Raw genomic sequence first — 18,969 nt, forward strand, 5'->3', positions numbered from 1 at the left:
TCGGTGCGCCTCAGGGGTGTTGTGGCCGGTGGTGGGGGATCATCGGTTGCCCAGCAGCCAACCGAGGAACCAGACCACGAGCGTGATCGAGAGCACCAGGAGGCCGATGAGGCTGCCCACCACCAGGACCAGGGCGGTGATCCAGTACTTCACCGTCGCCCTGCGGACCTGTTCGCGGTCGGCGAGGGTTCGTTCCAGCAGTTTGACGTTCTTCGTGTTCGACCGCCAGGTGAAGTCGAAGATGTTCCCGATCAGGGGGATGGAACCGATGATCCAGTCGATCCCGTAGTTGAGGACCATGCGTGCCAGGACCGGCAGCGGGGCGCGCAGCCGGATGGCGTCGAACAGGATGGTGGAGCCCAGCACGGCCGGGACGGCACTGCCGGCGAGGGGGATCAACGACAGCAGCGGGTCCAGGCCGAACCGGAAGTTCGTGCCCGGGACCTGGAAGGCCTCGTCGAGCCACCGGCTGAGGCCCTTGCTGAGGGAGGAGGGGGCATCCGGCCGGGATGCGGGGTGCGGTGTCGTCACCCGGCCAGCTTGCCATGAGGTGCAGAAGCGAGGCGAACGACTAGGCTTGGAGCACTATGACCGAGCTTCAGCCTGCCCGTACCCGCGTCGCCCCCTCGCCGACCGGTGATCCGCACGTCGGCACCGCCTTCATGGCGCTGTTCGACAAGGCCTGGGCCGCCAGGACGGGCGGCGCCTTCGTGCTCAGGATCGAGGACACCGATCAGAACCGGTTGGTCGAGGGCAGCGAGCAGCAGATCCACGACTCCTTGACCTGGCTGGGACTGGCCCCTGACGAGGGGCCGGGGATCGGTGGTGAGCATGGTCCCTACCGACAGTCGGAGCGGCTGGAGACCTACCGTCCCTTCGTCGAGCAGCTGATCGCCGACGGCCACGCCTACCACTGCTGGTGCTCCTCGGAGCGGTTGGCGGAGCTGCGCAAGGAGCAGGAGGCCGCCAAGTCTGCGAAGACGGGCTACGACCGGCTGTGCCTGGGGAAGACCCGTGAGGAGCGGGCTGAGCTGCCCGGGTTCTCCGAGACCCCGGTGGTACGGATGCTCATCCCCGACGACGCCCCGCTCACCTTCACCGACATCATCCGCGGTGAGGTCAGGGCCCCGTTCCCGGACGACCAGGTGATCCTCAAGGCCGACGGCTTCCCGACCTACCACCTGGCGGTCGTCGTCGACGACCACCTCATGGGGATCACGACGGTGGTGCGAGGGGAGGAGTGGATCAGCTCCACCCCGAAGCACCTGCTGCTGTACCGGTGGCTGGGCTTCCCCGAGCCGCAGTACGCGCACATGCCGTTGCTGCGCAACACCGACAGGTCGAAGATCTCGAAGCGACGCAACCCGGCTGCCCGTCTCATGTGGTTCCGGGAGCAGGGCTACCTGCCGGAGGCGGTGCGCAACTTCCTGCAGCTGTTGGGCTATCCACCCGCTGACGACGGCGCCGAGGTCGCCAGCTTCGAGGAGTTCGTCGCCGATTTCGCCTGGGACAAGGTCGCCACCACCGGCCCGGTCTTCGACGTGAAGAAGCTGGACTGGCTGAACGGGCACCACATCCGCAGTCTCGGCACCGAGGAACTTGCCGACCGGATCATCGCCTTCCACGCCGAGCGGGGGGACTGGGACGGCAGCATCGACCGTGACGTGCTGCGTCAGGCGGTGCCGCTGGTGAGTGAGCGGATGGTGCTGCTGGGCGATGCCCTGCCGAAGCTCCAGTTCCTCTTCACCGACGAGGTGGAGGTCGCCGACGATGCGCGCGCCTCGCTGCCCGACAACGCCGCGGAGGTCCTCGACGCCGGGATCGCGGTGCTGGAGACGGTCCCGTTCGACGCGGAGTCGATCCAGGCGGGGCTTCGTGCCAAGCTCGTCAACGACATGGGCATCAAACCGAAGTTCGCCTTCGGACCACTCCGGGTGGGGCTCACCGGGTCGAAGGTCTCGCCCCCGCTGTTCGAGTCGATGGAGATCCTCGGCCGCGAGGTGACCCTCGCCCGGCTGAAGGCCCTGCGTGGAACGTTGTGAGTGTCCACCGCGATGCACTTTCCCGATGACATCAGACGCATCCTCTCGGGTGCGGGATGGTCACCGAACCGCCGCGTCGATGCCTCCGCGTGGGAGGCCGTCGCCGCGGCCGAGGAGTGGGAGGTGGTCAAGCCGGCCAGGAGTTTCCTGTCCCGGTTCGCAGGACTGACCATCACCTGGCCGGCGCCTGATGGCAGCGACCGTGAGGTGCTCCTCGGCATCGGCCGGGAACTCGAGGATCCGTCGAGGTACGAGGAGGTGGTGGGGGCGAGGTTGACCCCGGTGGGGCTCGGCTTCAACCGTCACCACACCTTCTTCATCGGCGCCGACGGTGCGATGTACGGGGCCTTCGACGGGGATCTCGTTCGTTGGGGAACGGACACCGTGGCAGGACTCACCGTCGTCCTGCGCAACGGCAGACCCGTCCCGCTCGCGGGGTTCTGAGGGTGTTGTTTCTCGATCCCCTCCCCGCTGGCCGAGCCGATGCTGCCTGCCACCTGAGCTCTCGAGACCTCTGGCGCGTGGTGCGAGGACCCACGTGGGGTGGTCATGGTGACCGGGTCCCGATCCCGAGCGGCTCGCGAGTTCGCGCCCCGGTGTGTGCATCGGACAAGCGGACGACCTTCCCGTCAGATCCCAGAGGGAGATGCCTGTGCGTGCCCTCTCAGGGGACCTTGGGGCGAAGTGCGTCTCCCACCGGGGCGTCCAGGGTCTTCAACCGGCCGTGGAGTTCCGGGTGGCCGAAATCGATGTAACGCACCTGAACCTGTGAGCGGCTCGCCTCGACGATCTCAACCGTGACCTCCTGCCCCGCATGGTCCAGGACCCAGCGCTCGGCCAGGAGGGGCAGTCCCATGGTCATGAGGACCTCCGTCGCGTCCTCCCTCGGCAGCGCAGGTCCGATCGGTGCGCCGAACACCGTGTGCGGCTGCCAGCTGTTCTCGTCGTCCGAGGTGATGTACCCGACCGTCTCACCGTCCTCCCGGAACACCTCGAACCCGCTCATCTCCATCCTTTCGAGCTCCCGGGCGCCATGGCGGGCATCCTGTCCGGCACCCGTGCTGTTGGTCCCGGCAGGTAGTGAGGTCCGGTGTTCCCGGCTTCTGGTCCGACGTGCTCGTCGCCGACGAGGTCATCCTGCCGGATGGTGCTCTCGTCGCTGACCGCCACCACGAAGAAGTCCTCGAAGCGGACGGTGGAAGCCGCCGTCAGGTGCTCACCGTCAAAGATGCGGGCATGCGTGATTGTCGTGGTCATGCTCGAACCGTAAGAATTGACATCATGTCAAGGTCAAGCCGAGGAGGAGAATGACAGAGTTGTCGATCAGTGAGGTTGCGGAGCGGGCGGGGGTGTCGGCGCGGATGCTGCGCCACTACGACAAGCTCGGTCTCTTCCGGCCCACGAGGGTGAGCGGCAACGGGTACCGCTGGTATGACAGGCGCTCCTTGCCGCGCCTCCATCGCATCGTCGCCCTCCGTCGTGCCGGACTCGGGCTGGAGGCGATCGCCGAGATCGTCACGGATGAGGAGTCCGAACTGGAGGCGCTGCGTCGACACCTCGTGGGGCTCCGCGCGGAACGTGACCGCATCGACTCCCTCATCGAGTCGATCGCCGGTCTGATCGACGAACTGGATCGGGTGGGGTCCGAGGTCCCGGGACGGGCCCGGTTCGAGCGGGAGAAGGAGGCCTTCGCGCAGCGGCTGGAGCAGAGGTTCGGACCGGAGGCCGGTGCCGCCCTGCGGGACGACCCCCTGGACCCCCTCACGGATGCCGACGTCGCGCACACCACCGCGGTCATGCGCCAGCTGCTGACCCGTTTCGCGGACCTCATGAACGGGGGTCACGCGCCCGATTCCGCGTCGGTTCGGGCGCTCGTGAGGCAGCATCACGACCTGACCACCCGGTACTGGTCCGCGGATCTCGCCTCCTATCGACGTCTGGGGGCGCTGCTCGAGTCGGATCCCTTGCAGTGCGGCATCACGGGGGCGGTGGACCCCGGGCTTCCCGCCTGGATCGCCCGCGCCATCGAGGCCTATGTCGATCGGCGGGAACCGCTGAACTGAGCAGGGTGAGGGATGTCCCGGACAGTCCGCTGAAGAGCTGACTGCGATGTCGTCGGTGAGGTGCGTAATGTTGCCGTGTTGCAGCAGATCGCGACGTGGTGTCTGCACCTGTGATGCTGTGACACACTTCACGAGGTGGTGAGGAGGTTCACATGAAGCGGCCCTTGGTGCGGGTGGGCCTGTCGCGTCTGGTGCTGGAGTTCACACTCGCCGGAGCTGCGCTGGTGCTGTGTGTCCCCTTGGTCCTGACCCAGCCCAGTGTCGAGTCCCTCACGTTGTTGGCGGTGCTGCTGGTGTTGGCGATCCTGCTGGTCGGCACCCTCTCAGGAGGGGCCAGGCCCTGACCCATCCTGGCGACTGCCCCGTCGAGTGCCCGTCCCGGGGGACAGACACCTCACGTCGAGGCGGGTGAGCCGGGTGGTCTCAGGGTCGGTGGGGGCGCTCGGGAAACTCGAACGTGCTCAGGAAGTCCCGGGCCCGTTGTGTCGCCGGGGCGGTGAAGAACTGCTCCGGCGGGGCCTGTTCGACGATCCGGCCGTGGTCCATCAGCACCACGCGATCGGCGATGGCCCGTGCGAAGTTCATCTCGTGGGTGACGATGAGCATGGTCATGCCGTCGGCGGCGAGTTCCAGCACCACGTCGAGCACCTCCCGCACGATCTCCGGGTCCAGGGAGGCCGTGATCTCATCCAGGAGCAGCACCTCCGGGTGCATCATCAGTGCACGCACGATGGCGACCCGTTGTTTCTGCCCGCCGGAGAGCTGGCGTGGCAACGAGCCGTCGCGGCCGGCCAACCCCACCCGTTCCAGCAGGGCCAGGGCCTCAGCCCGTGGTTCCTCGCCCACCCGTTTCTGCACCAGCCTCGGTCCGAGCAGCAGGTTCTCCAGCACGGTGAGGTGCGGGAACAACTCGTAGCTCTGGAACACCATCCCCACCCGGGCGCGGATCTCCCGCCAGTTCGTTCCCGTGCGGGAGACCGGGACGCCGTCGAGCTCCAGGCTTCCCGAGGTCAGTTCCTCCAGCCCGTTGAGGCACCGGAGCAGCGTCGACTTCCCGCAGCCGGAGGGGCCGATGAGGGCGATCACCTCGCCCTCGGCGACGTCGAGACTCACGCCGTCGACGGCACGCACCCCGTTCGGGTACTCCTTGACGATGTCGGTCAACCTGAGAACGGGGGTCACGACCATCTCCTTTCCAGAAGCCGTGCCACCCGGGAGATCGGGAAGCACAGCGCGAAGTAGAGCAGCAGGATGGCGCCGTAGATCCACAGGGCACCATCGGGATGGGTGAAGCGGTTCGGGTCGATGATCTGCTGGCCGGTCTTCAACACCTCCACCACCCCGATCAGGGCCACCAGGGGAGTGGTCATGATCATGCGGTTGGTGAGGTTGATGGTGGTGGGCAGCAGTCGCCGCACCGCCTGGGGCAGGATCACGCTCCGCTGCACCTGCCATGGGCTGAGCCCCAGGGCGCGGGCACTGTGGTACTGGTGGCCCGGGATCGAGGTGATGGCGGCACGCACCAGATCCCCCATCTCGGCCGTCCCCCAGAGGGTGAAGACGATGACCGCAGCCGTCCAGCCGTCGAGATTGATGCCGAAGTAACGGGTGAGGTCGAAGAAGACCACGAACAGCAGCACGATCTGCGGCATGATCCGCATGGTCTCCAGATAGGTGCGGGTGATCAGGCGTACCACCGGGCGCCTGGAGGTCATCACGACCCCCAGGAGCGTCCCCAGCAGGATCGACACCCCCATAGCGACCAGCGCGATGGAGGCGCTCACCCACAGCCCCTCCAACAGGCGCAGGAGGTTGCGGCCCTGGAACAGCAGGTCAATCCCCGAACGTCGCACGACGCATCCTCCTCTCCAGCCATCCGGCGCCCAGGGAGATCGGCAGCAGGATCAGCAGGTAGAACACCACCAGCAACAGCAGGGCCTCCGCCGTGGTGTAGTCCGAACCGATCTGCTCCTTGGCGACGTGGACCAGGTCCGGCAGGGCGATGATGCTCACCACCGAGGTCTCCTTGACGAGGAAGATCACGTTCGCGGTCAGCGCAGGCATCGAGATCGCCGTCGCCTGGGGCAGCACCACGTGGCGCAGGGTCTGGGTGCTGCTCAGCCCCAGGCTCTGCGCGGACTGCCACTGGATGGGCTCAATGGCGTCCAGACCACTGCGCAGCGCCTCCGCCATGAAACTTCCGCCCAGGAAGGTCAGGCCGATGACGGCACACTGCTCGGCCTCCAGCTTCACCCCCAGCTTCGGCAGACCGTAGTAGAGGAAGAACAGCTGCACCAGCAGGGGCGTGTTGCGGGACACGGCGACGTAGCCTGCCACCAGGGTGCGGAGCACCGGAATGCGCAGCTGGGTGATGGCGGCACAGCACGACCCGACGAGCAACGCCCCGACGATGCCGAGGGCCGCCACCCGCAGTGTCAACAGGGCTGCCTCGGCGAAGACCGGCACCGAGGCGTGGACCACGTCCCAGTTCATCCGATCAGACCTGGCCGCCCTCGACGACGAGCTCGTCCGCCGGGACGGCGTCGCCGTAGACGGGGCGCAGGGTCTGTTCGAAGTCGGCGTGGAAGAACTGCTCCTTGCCGAGCTCGACCAGGTGCTGGTTCAGCCACTCCAGCAGCGTCGTGTTGCCCTTGGGGACCGCGCCGGCGATGGTGTCGGGATCACCCAGGCTGGTGATCCCGGCGCTGAATCCCTCGGCGCCGAGCGCCCAGGCCAGGGCCTCGGTGTTGTCCGTGACCCAGGCGTCCCCGCGGCCGTCGGTGAGGGCGCTGGTGGCCTCGGTGTACTGCTCGTACTTGGTGAGCTCCACCTCTGGGTGGTTCTTCTCCAGGAAGGTCTCGGCGGTGGTGCCCTTGACGACGATGACCTTCCTGCCGGCCAGCTCGTCGGCGGTGGTGATCGGGGCGGCATCGGGGGAGACCACTCCGAGGGAGACCTTCATGTACGGGTTCGCGAAGTCCACCTTGGCCTTGCGTTCCTCCGTCACGGTGAAGTTGGCCAGGATGAGGTCGACCTTCGCGGTCTCGAGGAATTCGACGCGGGAGGCGGCCTCCACGGGCACGTACTCCACCTCGAGGGCCAGGTCCTCGGCGATCCGTTCTGCGTAGACGACGTCGTATCCGGCGTAGCCGCCGTCTGCGTCGACGTAGCCGAAGGGGGCCTTGTCACTGAACACGCCGATGCGGATCCTGCCGGAGGACCTGATCTGCTCGAGGGTGCGGAACGACCCGGAGCCTGTCGGGGTGGAGGTCTTGGGCGACGAGGCGCCGGAGCAGGCGGCGAGGCCGAGGGGTGCGGCGGTCAGGGCGGCACCGAGCAGGGTACGACGGGAGATGGGCATGGTGACTCCTGGGTGTGTGGAGTGGTGAAGGGTGCGGCGGAGGACCGCCGGGGCGGTCATGTGGTTCGCGTGGGGCGCGGGGGCGCGGGGCTCGTCAGAACTGACGGCTGCGGCAACACCGGCAGGACGACGCGGTGAAGTGCGCGCCGAGCTGCATCATCCGGGGGTGTTCCATGTCCTTGAACCTATGCGGCCCCGACGGGGGAGTCAACCACCCGCGCCCAAGGTCCACATGCTGAAAAGGTCTGGCCATTGGTCAGGTGTGTCGGCCATGAAGATCATGTAAAGTTCTCAGACGTCTGATGTCTGAGCAATGAAGCTTGAAGGAGAGCTGATGTCTCAACCACTGAAACTGATACGTCTGCTGGTGACCTGCATCGCCGTCACCGCGGCGACCCTCCTGGGGGCCGTCACCGTCCGGGCCGACGAACCGGGACGCACCGGGCTGCAGTCCTTCGACCTGGATCGGGACCTCGACCTGGGGTGGACCAGTCAGAAACTCGCCGACGGTGGGACCGCAGGATTCACCTGCTCCCGCATCCCGGCCCTGACCACGGCCAACAACGGGTGGGTCATCGCCGCGTGGGACGGCCGTCCCGGTACCTGTGCCGACGCGCCCCAGCCGAACTCCATCGTCTACACCGTCTCCAAGGACGACGGGGCCACGTGGAGTGAGGTCAAGGTCATGGCCCAGGGCAACCCCGATCCCGAGCAACGCGGTTTCTCCGACCCCAGTTTCGTCGTGGACCGGGAGACCGGACGGATCTTCGCATTCTTCGTCATGAGCTACGACTGGGGGTGGCCGCAACGTGACCGCACCATCACCGACCCCAGGCACGTCATGCACGCCGTCCACTTCCACTCCGACGACAACGGCGAGACCTGGGAGGGGCCCACGGAGGTGACCGACGCCCTCAACCCGGCCCCGAGGAACGAGGTCTGGACCGGGCGTTTCGCGGCCTCCGGTGAGGGCATCCAGCTGAGGTACGGCACCCATGCCGGACGACTGATCCAGCAGTACACCGTCTACAACACGGTCACCGACGACTACTGGGCGGTCTCGCTGTACTCCGACGACCACGGCGCCACCTGGCAGGCCGGAGCCCCCGTCGGCCCCGGCATGGATGAGAACAAGGTGGTGGAGCTCTCCGACGGCACGGTGATGCTCAACTCCCGCAAGTCCGACGGGACCGGCGGCCGCTACGTCGCCCGGTCCACCGACGGGGGTGAGACCTGGTCCGAGCGCACCACCGACCACACCCTCATCGACCCCCAGAACAACGCCTCCATCATCCGCGCCTTCCCGAACGCCCCCGAGGGATCGGCCGACGCGAAGGTATTGCTGTTCTCGAACTCGGCGGCGTCCTCGCGCACCAACGGCACCATCAGGGTGTCCTTCGACGACGGCCGTACCTGGAGCGATTCCACGGTCTTCGAGCCCGGGGCGATGTCCTACTCCACGATGACCACGCTCGCCGACGGGTCGCTCGGGATCCTCTACGAACGGTCCCATCCCACCATCTGGTTCGGGAAGCTGTCCTGGAAGTCGCTGGGGGCCACCGGCATCACGATGACCTCGCCGACGGTGCTCCACCGTGGTGAGAACCAGGTCGAGATCACCATCGCCAACCCCGTCGGTGAGGCCCTGCCCGCCGGGCAGCTGCACCTGAGCACCCGTGGCGGCCTGACGGGTGATGCCATCCAGGTGCCGACCGTCCCGGCTGGTGGAACGGTCACCGTCATGGTCCCGCTCACCCTGCCCGCCGACGCCAACCCGGGACCCCTCACCCTCCAGGGCAACTACGTGGTGGAGGGCCGCACCGTGGTCAAGGAGATCCCGGTCACGGTCGAGCTGCGCGACGGCGAGGAGATCACCGACAAGCTGCTGGAGGTGCTGATCAATCGCAAGTCGGAGCCGCAGGAGTCCTACCAGGCGGGCGACAAGGTGTCGTTCTGGGTGCGGGTCAGCAACCGGGCCGACCACGCCATCACCGCCTACCCCGTCGGCGACGGCTGGGAGAACCTCTTCCCGACCTGCCGGTGGGCCAACCTGCCCACCCAGCCACGCGGCAACTACAACTGCGGGCTGACCGGCAACTCCGGGAACAACCCGCCCACCTACACCATCACCGCCCAGGACATCGAACGTGGCTGGTTCATCCCCACGATGACCTGGAAGGTGGCGGCGGCGAACGACCGGGAGGCCAGGAACCCGATCCAGACCCTCACCTTCACCGGTGAGAAGGTGCTGTTGCCCACGTCTCCGCAGGAGACCCCGGAGCCGAAGCTGGAGCTCTCCACCGCGGTGGTGCCGTACCGCACGATCCTGATCGCCAGGCTGAGCGGTTTCCAGCCCGAGGAGCAGGTGGCCCTCCAGGTCGGCACCCGTCGGGCCCGCACCGTGACGGCGGACGCCGAGGGCAGGGCCACCCTGCACCAGGCCATCGACCGCCGCAGCTGCCCTGAGACCTGCACGGTCACGGCGACCGGGGAGGCCTCCGGCCAGGTCAGCGCCGAGTTCCGTCGAGGCTGAGCAGCACGCAGTGGTCGTGAACCGTCATTTCTGCGACGGTTCACGACCACTGTGCTGTCCGGTTGGGGATCAGTCGTTGCGACGGCGCTGCGTCCCCAACACCTGACGCTGCAGGGGCTGGACGGCCACCAGGCTGAGCATGGCCAACAGGAAGCCGCCGGCCAGCACCCCGATCATCACCCAGTTGCTGCTCAGATCCGACTCGAGCCCCAAGCTGTTGGCCAGATGCATCACCGGGTAGGCCATGCCGAAGCCCAGCAGGTAACCGACGCCGAGGACCACCACCAGCGGGCCGAGGTTCTGGACCCACATCACGCGGGTGTGGAGGGAGGCCGGGGCGCCGATGCGATGCAGGGCACGACTCAGCTCGGCCCGCTCGAACACCTCGGAGGCCTGGGAGATGAGCACCGACGTCGCCGTGAGGATCAGTCCCGCGGTGAGCATCACGATCACCCCCTTGGTGAAGTCCCACCGGGTGGCATCGGCGAAGTTCAGCTCGGCTCCCGTGGTGTCGACGTTCACCTCGATGGGCATGGTGGCGATGTACCCGCCGATCAGGGCCAGGAAGCCGAGCCCGCCGACCTGCCGCCACGTGGCGCGGGCATCGGCCTGGATGCGCCGGGAGGCCAACAGCACCGAGGTGCCGGGCAGCATCGCATAGCCCCTGGCCAAGGTCTGCAGCACCCATGGACCGGCCAGGTTGAACACCGTCACCACCATCAGGCAGGCCCCGGCCACCAGCAGGAAACCCCAGAGGTCGCGGCCGAGCTTGACGTGCTGCAGCCCGAACCGCAGACCGACGATGACGATGACGAAGACGACGGCACGCAACCAGGTGACCTTCGGCTTCGCGGCCTGTCGGGCCACACCGAGCGGGGAGATGCGCACCTGACGCAGACCCCACCAGGTGGCGAGCAGCGCGATGGCCACGTTCGCCAGACACACCGCGGCCGCCATCCACCACGGCAGGAAGAGATCGGTGTCGGTCAGGGCCACGCCCTGGAGCTCCGCACCCGCCCACAGGGGTACCGTCGCCAGGTACAGGACCAGCCCGCACGCGGTACCGATCACCGACTGGATCAGGGAGTCGAGCAGCGACATCCGGGTGATGTCGCCGGAGCTCAGCCCCAGCAACCGCAGCGCCGACAGTCGCTGTTCGCGGCCCCGGGCCCCCAGCACGGCGGCCGAGGCCGACAGCGAGACCATCGCGGGCAGCAGCAGGGCCATGGCCACCACCCCCAGGACGAAGTAGACCATGAGGATGGTCTCGAGGTCAGGGGCGATGGCCCGGGCCTCGGCCAGCAACGGGGGCGGTGCGACCCAGCGGCCGTGCAGCATCACGGTGCCGCCGAGGACGGTGAGCGCCAGCACGGAGGAGACCGCACAGGCCAGGATCGAGGCGAAGTAGAGCAGGGTCTCACCCTGTCGGGAGGCGAACCGTCCCCGGGTGAGCTGCATGGTCAGGGAACCGAGACCGGTGACGGCACTCATCGCGCCACCTCCACATCGAGCATCCGGTCGGCGTGGATCAGGCCGTCGCGGATCTCCACCAACCGGGAGCACCAGCGGGCGACGGTGGAGTCGTGGGTGACCATCACCAGCGAGGCCCCGGACTGGGCGGTGACGGTGGTCAGCAGCTGCATCATCCCATGGCCGGTGGCCTGGTCGAGGGCGCCACTCGGCTCGTCGGCGAAGATGACCTTCGGGTTTCCTGCGAGCGCCCGGGCGATGGCGACACGCTGCGCCTGACCTCCGGACATCTCCGGTGGGCGTCGGCGCGCCAGATTCGGCAGACCCAGACGCTCCAGCAACTCGTCGGCCCGACGCAGCGCGGCCGGGCGGCGGGTCCCGGTCAGCAGCAGCGGCAGGGCGATGTTCTCCCTGGCCGGGAGTTCAGGGATGAGCTGGCCGTCCTGGAACACGAAGCCGAACTCGGTGAGACGCAGGTGCGAGCGTTCCGTGTCGGAGAGCCGGGTCAGGTCGCGCCCGTCGAAGGTGACCGTCCCGGCCTCCGGGGTGAGCACCCCGGACAGGCAGTGCAGCAGTGTCGACTTGCCGGACCCGGAGGGGCCCATGATGGCCACGCTCTGTCCGGCGGGGATGGTGAGCGAGACCCCGGCCAGAGCCTGGACCGAGCCGTAGCTCTTGGTGATGTCGTGCGTGGTCAGTATGGCTGAATTCATCATGTCTCCATTCCACCCCGGAGCCATTCGACACAACACAGCGCAGGCACCCGAACCGGGGTAGTGCCAGCACTACCCTCCATCGCATGGTCAGGGCTGGTCAGCGACCAGGGCCTCGGCGGTGTGGGCGATCGTCTCGACGAGCTCCCGGTCGTTCCGCAGATCGGGGGCCAACCAGCCGAGCACCCGGGCGGCGTCCTCGACGAAGGAACCACCCACCAAGGCCCGCACCTCTGGCTCCGCGCTGTCCTTCAGCGGGGCACCGTGGCCTCGCAGATGCAGCAGCCACGCGGCGAGTGCCGTCACAGCGGCCCGGGGAAGCTGTCCCCGCTCCCGCCAGGCACGCACCGTCGGCATGATCCGCACCGGGAGCTTCTGAGATCCGTCGGCAGCGATCTGGGCCAGCAGATGCCGGATGTTGGGGTTCTCGTACCGGGAGACCAGAGCCCTGGTGTACTCCTCGTGGGGAACCCGAAGTCCCGGTGCGGCCTCTTCCCACCAGCTGTGGACCAGATCCCGCAGCCGGGGGTGAGCGATCGCCTCCGCGACGGTGGTCACCCCGAGCAGCGGACCCGTGTAGGCGAGCAGGGTGTGGGAACCATTGAGCAGCCACAGTTTGCGTTGCTCATAGGGCTCGACGTCGTCGACGATCATCGCCCCAGCCGACTCCCAGTCCGGGCGACCGGCAGGGAAATCACCGGAGATCACCCATTCACTGAACGGCTCGGTCGGCACCGGTGCACGGTCCAGGTATCCCTGCGTGGTCTGCACGGCAGTGATCTCCGCATCCGTGGTGGCAGGGGTGATCCGATCCACCATGCAGGTCGCCCAGCTGACGTTCTCCGCCAGCCAGGGCAGTACATCCGGTGCCGCAACGGCCGCGGCATCGGTGACCACACGGGCGAACGACGGCCCGTTGTCCGGCAGGTTGTCGCAGGGCAGGATCGTGATGGCACCGGCATCCGCGGTGGCACGTGCCACGAGTCCGGCCAGGAGCCGAACCGGTGCGGTCCCGAGCGTCAGGGAACCCAGCCGGGCCGGATCAACACCTCCCGTGAGAGCCGTGGCCAGCACCTCCAGGTCCGTGGCCACCGGGACGGCGGAGACATCGAGTCCTCCATCCGGGCGACGCCAGTACCCGGCCTCCGTCACCGTCGAGGTCACCACCGTCACGTCGGGGTCGGCCAGGTACCGCACCAGGGCCTCCAGGTCGTCCGCCGGATGGACCCGTGAGATCGAGGAGATCACCTCGAAGCCGTCCCCGTCGGCCCGTTTCGTGATGAGTGTGTAGAGCCCGTCCTGCGGGGTCAGCCACTCCGCGACGGTGGGGCGACGGCCTGTGAAGGCGGCGATGCCCCACCGGTCACGATCCGAGGCGTGCTCGGTGTACCAGGCCTGATGGGCACGGGTGAAGTTCCCGAGACCGAGGTGGACCATGCGGATGGGTCCGGCCGGTCGGCCATGGGTGTCACGGGTGAGTTCAGTCATGGGAGTTCTCCTTGCTGGTCCAGTTTGAAGACGTGTCGGGGTTGGGTGGTCACGAGGTCGATGGCGGTCTCCAGGGCCTCTGCCTCCTCCAGACGGTGCTCGGTCACCAGGCCCGCCAGGAAGGCGCAGTCGACACGACGTGCCGCGTCGTGCCTGGCGGGGATGGAACAGAACGCGCGGGTGTCGTCGATGAATCCGGATCCCTTGCGGAGGCTGCCGTATCCCGTGACGGCACGGCGATGGCGCATCATCGCGTCGTTCTCATCGATGAACCACCAGGGTGCTCCGATGAACAACCCCCGGTACCAGCCCGCCAGGGGGGCGAGTTCACGGGAGAACACGGTCTCGTCCATGGTGAACACCACGAGGTGGAAACCGTCAGCATTGCCGTAGGTGTCCAGGATGGGGTGCAGCGCATTCGCGAACTCGACGGCGATGGGGACATCCCCGCCGACATCGGCTCCGTAGCGCTCGAGTGTCGCCGTGTCGTGATTGCGGAACACCGCAGGATGGAGGGTCATCACGAGCCCGTCCTCGACGGCCAGGCGAGCCTGGTCATTGACCATGTGGCGTCGCAGCGCATCGGCCTCATCGGTGGTGATGACACCGCCGAGGGCACGGCGGAACAAGATCTCGGCGGTTCCCTCGTCGAGTCTCTCGCAACGGGCGTCGCGGTGTGAATGATCCGAGGAGACGGCGCCGTGCTCCCGGAAGTACTGCCGACGTCGACGCATCGCCTCCAGGTGCTCGGCGTAGCCGGTGATCTCGATCCCGGCGCTCTCACCCAGCCGTTGGGTGAGCTGCACCCAGTCGGCGCGGGCCGGCTCCAGGTAGCGGTCAGGACGGAAGGTCGGCATCACCCGCGAGGTCCACGACGGGTCATCAGCCAACCGGTCGTGTCCATGAAGGTCATCACACGGATCGTCGGTGGTGGCCAGGGCCTCGATGTTGAACCTTTCGTAGAGGGCGCGAGGACGGTACTCCGGGCGCTCCAGACAGGCGGCGATGTGGTCGTAGATCAGGTCTGCGGTCTCGGCGCTCGGGACAGCCGTGATGCCGAAGACCTCGACGAACTGCGACGCGAACCAGTAGGCGACCTGGGTGCCGCGGAAGATCGGCCAGTGGGTGCAGAACTGCCGGAACGCCTCGCGGGCCCGGGTGGGCGACAGTGGTGTCCCGACCGGGACCCCGAGCTGCGACAGCTCGATGCCGGCGATGCCGTGGAGCAGCCTGTTGGTGTAGTGGTCCGGGGTGAGCAGCAACGATGTCGGATCCTGGAACGGTCGGTCCTCGGACAGCCATTCCACGGGGACGTGGCCGTGCGGGGAGATGATCGGCAGGTCCTTGACCGCTGCGTAGAGCTCGCGTGCCACGGCACGGGTGGTCGGGTCGGCGGGGAGGAGCCGATCGGGATGGATGGACAGGGTGGCAGGGGTCATCTTTGGGCCTTCCGTCTCGTGGTTCTCGTTCCAGCAGGGGCGATGCTGTCCCTGAAATGGGCATGCATGGGGACGACGATCCGTTCCGCCCGTGAGGAGGAACGGTGACGGAGTTGATTGACCAGGGCCCGGGCCGCGCGGGAGCCCAGATCGTGCAGCAGGGGAGCCACACTGCTCAGCTTCGGTGTGGTGATGACCGAGGAGATGGAGTTGTCGATGCCGACCACGGAGACGTCAGCGGGGATGTTCCACCCCGATCGTTGGGCAGCGTGCATGAAGCCGATCGCCATGAGGTCGTTGTAGGCGATGACCGCCGTGGTCGGACTGGACTCCCAGTCGTTGTGGGCCGCCACCCCACCTTCCAGGGTGGGAGGGTACGCCTTGACCCTCCGGATGCTCAGCTGCAGCTCATGGCAGGCCTCCGAGATGGCCCGCCAACGCATCCCGTCAGCCCAGGAGGCAGGTGGGCCGGAGAGGTAGGCGAAGCTGACGTGTCCCAGCGAGGCCAGGTGTTCCACGACACGTCGCATGCCACGACCGGTGTCGGCGACCACGCTCGTCAACCCTGAGACGATCCGGTTGATCGAGACCACGGGACGCACCTTGGCCAGTTGCAGGATCGCCTGGTCACTGAGTCGTGACGCGGCGAGGGACAGGCCATCGACGAAGGGTGAGATCCGGGTGATGTGCTCCCTCTCGATCTCAGCGCTCTCCCGGGTGTCGATCGCGATGACGGCGAAGCCGTACAGCTCCGCCTCAGCCTCGAAGCCGCGGAGCACGTGTGCGAAGACCGGGTTCGCCGCATCGGCGATGGACATCCCCAGCACCTGTGTCGCCGTGCCCGGTTCCCCGGTCCTGACCGCCTTGGCGCGGTAGCCGAGTTCGTCGGCCACCCGCCGAACGTGCTCCGCCGTGTCCTGGTTGACCCGACCGGGACGGGCGAAGGTCCGGGACACGGTTGACGGGGCGACTCCCGCAGCCCTGGCGATGTCGTAGATGGTGACCCGCTTGCGGCGTGACCCCTCGGGGTCGTCAGTCATGGTCGACCTCCTCGGGCCAGTGCTCCCCCGGCCGGAGCCCTGCCCGCTGTGCCTGTCGTTGCGCGGTGGCCAGGGCGATGCGCTGCGACCAACCGGTCAGCTCGGCCAGCCGTTCGACATCCTTGAACTCGATGGTGGCGTGTCGGATCAGGTGCCCGTCCCCGGCGATCTTCACCTGCACGTCGAGTCCCTCGACCTGGATCCGGCGGAAATCACGACGCAGCAGCCGACGCTGCTGCGGGGGGCTGATGCGCACTCCCAGGGTGCTGGTGTGCTCGAGCATCGCCCGGGTGAGATCGTCGACGTCGCGGGGATGGGCGAGGACGCACAGTGTGTGGGCGGGGCGGCCCTTCTTCATCACGATGGGCACCAGCCAGGCGTCGAGTGCGCCTGCACCGAGAAGTGTCTCGAGCACCCCCGGCCACAGCCTGGGGTCGAGGTCATCCACGTTGGCGGCGATCTCCTGCACCTCGTCCATCAGGTGCACGTCCCGCAGGGGTGTTCCGAGGACAGCTCTCAGCACTCCTGCCCGATCGGTCCGTTCCCTGCTGCCCGCGCCGACCCCGGTGGCATCGACGCGCATCGGGGGCAGGTCCGTGACCCCGGAACACAGTGCCCGGATCAGGGCCATCCCGGTGGGGGTGCACAGCTCACCGACCTCGGCAGGGCCACCGGCGTCGACCAGCCATCCGGTCGCGAGTTCCAGCACGGCCGGCGGAGGCACGCTCATCACCCCGTGCTGGGTGCGGACCGTTCCGGCCCCCAGGGCCGTGACCGAGGACGTGGCACGAATGACCCCGAGGGTGCGCACCGCCTCGCACACGGCGACGATGTCACCGATCGAGTCGAGGGCGCCGACCTCGTGGAAGTGGACCTCCTCGACGGTGACCCCGTGCACCTTCGCCTCGGCCTCCGCCAGCAGGGTGAAGGCCAGCGTGGCCGTCTCGCGGGTCGTCCCAGGGATCGCGGAATCCTCGAGAAGCTCCAGGACGTCACCCAGGTGTCGTACCGGAGGATGGGGCTCGTCCGCCAGCACGTCGACCTTGCAGGCGGTGAAGGGGCCCCGTCGGAGTTGCCGTCGTTGGAGACGGAGCCGTCCCGGGGCGACGAGCTCGAGAACCGCAGCGACGCTGCCGGCGTCGGCCCCGGCGCCCAGCAGGGCAGCGAGCAGCATGTCCCCGGAGGCTCCCTGGGAGGTGTCCAGCCACAGCAGTCGCTGAGGTGTCGGCGATGGTCGGATGACGCCCGGAAGGATCGCCTCTCCTCGGGGCACCTGCTGTCCGTCCGCCGTGGGCAGGGTGGTCAGGTGGTCGTGCATCAGGACTTCCTGTCCGCGGCGATCTGAGCCGCCAGGTGACCGGCACCGTAGCCGTTGTCGATGTTGACCACCCCCACCCCGGGGGCGCAGGAGCTGAGCATCGCCAGGAGGGCAGCGACCCCGGAGAACGTGGCACCGTAGCCGACGGAGGTGGGAACCGCGACGACGGGGCACCGGCTCAGTCCTGCCACCACGGGGACCAGTGCCCCGTCCATGCCCGCGACGACGATGATGACCGTGGCCTCCTCCAGCGCCCCACGGTGGGCCAGGATGCGGTGCAGACCAGCCACTCCGACATCGGAGATCTCCTGCACCGGTCTTCCCAGGTGGGAGGCGGTCAGGGCCGCCTCCCGGGCGACCGGCAGGTCGGAGGTGCCGGCACACACCACGAGGACCTGCCCACCGGTGGGCGGGGGTGGGGCGGGTGGCCACACGACCATGCGGGCATCGAGATGATGAGCCGCCTCGGGAAGGATGTCCGCGATCCCGGCGGCCTGTTCCTCCTCGACCCGGGTGAACAGCAGCGGACCGAGCTCTTCGGTTGCCGCACGCTCCCGCCAGAGGGTGGCGATCTGCCGGAGTTGTGCCACGGACTTGCCACTGCACAGCACTGCCTCGGGAAAGCCTCGACGCTCGAACCGGTCGAAGTCCAGATTGGGCATGTGGGTCACGGTGTTCCCCCTGACTGCAGCTGGAGCGTGAACACCCCGGAGCGGATCCCGGCCAGATCCACGGTGACATGGGTGAACCCGACCTCCCGCACGGAGCGGAGCACGGAGCTTCGCACCTGTGGGTCGGCGAGACGGTGGAGTTCTCCCTCGGGGACCTCGATGCGTGCGGTCTCCCCGTGGTGTCGAACCCGACAATCGGTGAAACCGGCGGTGAGCACCGCATCCTCGGCGTGGTCGATCTGGGCGAGCTTCTCGGGGGTCACTGGGTCGCCGTGGGGGATCCGGCTCGCCAGGCAGGGTGATGCGGGTTTGTCGGCGCTCGGTACCCCGAGAGCGCGTCCCAGTTCCCGGATCTGGGCCTTGGTCAGGCCGGCATCCGCCAAGGGGTGGCAGACGGCGTGTTCGATCGCGGCCCGACGGCCGGGGCGGTCCGGGCGGGCCAGGTCGTCGGCGTTCTCCCCGTAGGCCACGGCCTGGATCCCGAACTCCGCCAGGCGGTTCCCGATGTCCACGAACAGGGTGTTCTTGCAGTGGTAGCAACGGTCCAGGTCGTTTCGGGCGTAGCGGGGATCCGTGACCTCCTGCGTCGCCAGCTCCACCAGCTCGAGCCCGAGATGGCGGGCCTGCCGCACGGCGAGGGTGTGTTCACGTCGTGCCAGGGACGGGGAGACCGCCAGCAGCAGGAGCACGGCATCGGCACCCCGAAGCCGTGCGATGACGGTGGCCAGGACACTCGAGTCCACGCCGCCGGAGTAGGCCACGCCGATCCTGCCGTGGGGCAGGGCCTGCTCGACGTCGTGCACCCATCGGCGTTGCTCAGAGGTCAAGGGA

20 protein-coding genes are annotated in these 18,969 nt (G+C 67.9%); 5 read left to right on the forward strand and 15 right to left on the reverse strand.

Features of this window, described 5'->3' with window-relative positions:
* Window positions 1-39: 39 nt before the first annotated feature.
* Window positions 40-531 carry a DUF4112 domain-containing protein gene (locus EII34_RS04945; RefSeq protein WP_124843538.1) on the reverse strand — a complete coding sequence of 164 codons (492 nt, stop codon included), beginning with the start codon at window positions 529-531 and terminating at the stop codon, window positions 40-42.
* Between the two features lie 56 nt (window positions 532-587).
* Here EII34_RS04945 and gltX point away from each other — a divergent pair, with 56 nt between their 5' ends.
* Entirely contained in the window at window positions 588-2,042 is a 1,455-nt protein-coding gene (gltX, locus tag EII34_RS04950; protein ID WP_124843540.1) for a glutamate--tRNA ligase, read from the forward strand.
* Entirely contained in the window at window positions 2,043-2,486 is a 444-nt protein-coding gene (locus EII34_RS04955; protein WP_124843542.1) for an SUKH-3 domain-containing protein, read from the forward strand.
* Window positions 2,487-2,706: 220 nt separating this feature from the next.
* Here the strand turns inward: EII34_RS04955 and EII34_RS04960 are convergent, their stop codons facing one another.
* The gene (locus EII34_RS04960; protein ID WP_124843544.1) at window positions 2,707-3,048 is read right to left on the reverse strand and encodes a hypothetical protein; all 342 of its coding nucleotides are present in this window, start codon (window positions 3,046-3,048) and stop codon (window positions 2,707-2,709) included.
* Window positions 3,045-3,299 (reverse strand): hypothetical protein, encoded by a 255-nt coding sequence (locus EII34_RS04965; RefSeq protein ID WP_124843546.1) that lies wholly within the window; start codon window positions 3,297-3,299, stop codon window positions 3,045-3,047. The genes EII34_RS04960 and EII34_RS04965 overlap by 4 nt, the downstream gene beginning before the upstream one ends.
* Before the next feature lie 50 nt (window positions 3,300-3,349).
* On the opposite strand from EII34_RS04965, the gene EII34_RS04970 reads away from it, so the two are divergent.
* Both EII34_RS04970 and EII34_RS04975 read left to right on the forward strand, forming a co-directional pair.
* The gene (locus EII34_RS04970) at window positions 3,350-4,105 is read left to right on the forward strand and encodes a MerR family transcriptional regulator (RefSeq protein WP_124843548.1); all 756 of its coding nucleotides are present in this window, start codon (window positions 3,350-3,352) and stop codon (window positions 4,103-4,105) included.
* 152 nt (window positions 4,106-4,257) lie between these two features.
* A complete protein-coding gene (locus EII34_RS04975) occupies window positions 4,258-4,449 on the forward strand; it encodes a hypothetical protein (RefSeq protein ID WP_124843550.1) in 192 nt (63 codons plus the stop codon).
* Between the two features lie 79 nt (window positions 4,450-4,528).
* On the opposite strand, the gene EII34_RS04980 is transcribed toward EII34_RS04975, so the two are convergent.
* From EII34_RS04980 to EII34_RS04995, 4 genes are read right to left on the reverse strand one after another with little or no spacing between them, the layout of a single operon-like run.
* Window positions 4,529-5,293: an amino acid ABC transporter ATP-binding protein gene (locus EII34_RS04980; RefSeq protein WP_124843552.1), complete on the reverse strand. Its 765-nt coding sequence runs from the start codon at window positions 5,291-5,293 to the stop codon at window positions 4,529-4,531.
* Window positions 5,284-5,958 carry an amino acid ABC transporter permease gene (locus tag EII34_RS04985; RefSeq protein ID WP_124843554.1) on the reverse strand — a complete coding sequence of 225 codons (675 nt, stop codon included), beginning with the start codon at window positions 5,956-5,958 and terminating at the stop codon, window positions 5,284-5,286. The genes EII34_RS04980 and EII34_RS04985 overlap by 10 nt, the downstream gene beginning before the upstream one ends.
* Window positions 5,939-6,598 carry an amino acid ABC transporter permease gene (locus EII34_RS04990; RefSeq protein WP_124843556.1) on the reverse strand — a complete coding sequence of 220 codons (660 nt, stop codon included), beginning with the start codon at window positions 6,596-6,598 and terminating at the stop codon, window positions 5,939-5,941. The genes EII34_RS04985 and EII34_RS04990 overlap by 20 nt, the downstream gene beginning before the upstream one ends.
* A gap of 4 nt (window positions 6,599-6,602) precedes the next feature.
* Complete coding sequence (locus EII34_RS04995; RefSeq protein WP_124843558.1) at window positions 6,603-7,466, reverse strand: transporter substrate-binding domain-containing protein; 864 nt, start codon at window positions 7,464-7,466, stop codon at window positions 6,603-6,605.
* 334 nt (window positions 7,467-7,800) lie between these two features.
* On the opposite strand from EII34_RS04995, the gene EII34_RS05000 reads away from it, so the two are divergent.
* A complete protein-coding gene (locus tag EII34_RS05000; RefSeq protein ID WP_221620201.1) occupies window positions 7,801-9,999 on the forward strand; it encodes a sialidase family protein in 2,199 nt (732 codons plus the stop codon).
* Window positions 10,000-10,068: 69 nt separating this feature from the next.
* Here EII34_RS05000 and EII34_RS05005 read toward each other — a convergent pair whose 3' ends face one another.
* The 8 genes from EII34_RS05005 to larE all read right to left on the reverse strand — a co-directional run bounded on the left by EII34_RS05005 (window position 10,069) and on the right by larE (window position 18,965).
* Window positions 10,069-11,490, reverse strand: a complete 1,422-nt coding sequence (locus EII34_RS05005; protein ID WP_124843562.1) for an FtsX-like permease family protein — start codon at window positions 11,488-11,490, stop codon at window positions 10,069-10,071.
* Complete coding sequence (locus EII34_RS05010) at window positions 11,487-12,185, reverse strand: ABC transporter ATP-binding protein (RefSeq protein ID WP_185711185.1); 699 nt, start codon at window positions 12,183-12,185, stop codon at window positions 11,487-11,489. The genes EII34_RS05005 and EII34_RS05010 overlap by 4 nt, the downstream gene beginning before the upstream one ends.
* Window positions 12,186-12,272: 87 nt before the next feature.
* Window positions 12,273-13,670 (reverse strand): mannitol dehydrogenase family protein, encoded by a 1,398-nt coding sequence (locus EII34_RS05015; RefSeq protein ID WP_124843564.1) that lies wholly within the window; start codon window positions 13,668-13,670, stop codon window positions 12,273-12,275.
* A complete protein-coding gene (gene uxaC / locus EII34_RS05020; RefSeq protein ID WP_124843566.1) occupies window positions 13,667-15,109 on the reverse strand; it encodes a glucuronate isomerase in 1,443 nt (480 codons plus the stop codon). Before uxaC ends, EII34_RS05015 begins: the two co-directional genes overlap by 4 nt.
* Window positions 15,106-16,149: a LacI family DNA-binding transcriptional regulator gene (locus EII34_RS05025; protein WP_124843568.1), complete on the reverse strand. Its 1,044-nt coding sequence runs from the start codon at window positions 16,147-16,149 to the stop codon at window positions 15,106-15,108. Before EII34_RS05025 ends, uxaC begins: the two co-directional genes overlap by 4 nt.
* On the reverse strand, window positions 16,142-17,467 hold the full coding sequence (gene larC / locus EII34_RS05030) for a nickel pincer cofactor biosynthesis protein LarC (RefSeq protein ID WP_124843570.1): 1,326 nt from the start codon (window positions 17,465-17,467) through the stop codon (window positions 16,142-16,144). The genes EII34_RS05025 and larC overlap by 8 nt, the downstream gene beginning before the upstream one ends.
* The gene (larB, locus tag EII34_RS05035; RefSeq protein WP_124843572.1) at window positions 17,467-18,129 is read right to left on the reverse strand and encodes a nickel pincer cofactor biosynthesis protein LarB; all 663 of its coding nucleotides are present in this window, start codon (window positions 18,127-18,129) and stop codon (window positions 17,467-17,469) included. Before larB ends, larC begins: the two co-directional genes overlap by 1 nt.
* 5 nt (window positions 18,130-18,134) lie before the next feature.
* Window positions 18,135-18,965, reverse strand: coding sequence for an ATP-dependent sacrificial sulfur transferase LarE (gene larE / locus EII34_RS05040; protein WP_221620202.1), 831 nt, complete (start codon window positions 18,963-18,965; stop codon window positions 18,135-18,137).
* Between the last annotated feature and the right edge of the window lie 4 nt (window positions 18,966-18,969).

Origin of the sequence: Arachnia propionica, from assembly GCF_003859805.1 — a bacterium.
Classification (GTDB): Bacteria; Actinomycetota; Actinomycetes; order Propionibacteriales; family Propionibacteriaceae; genus Arachnia; species Arachnia propionica_C.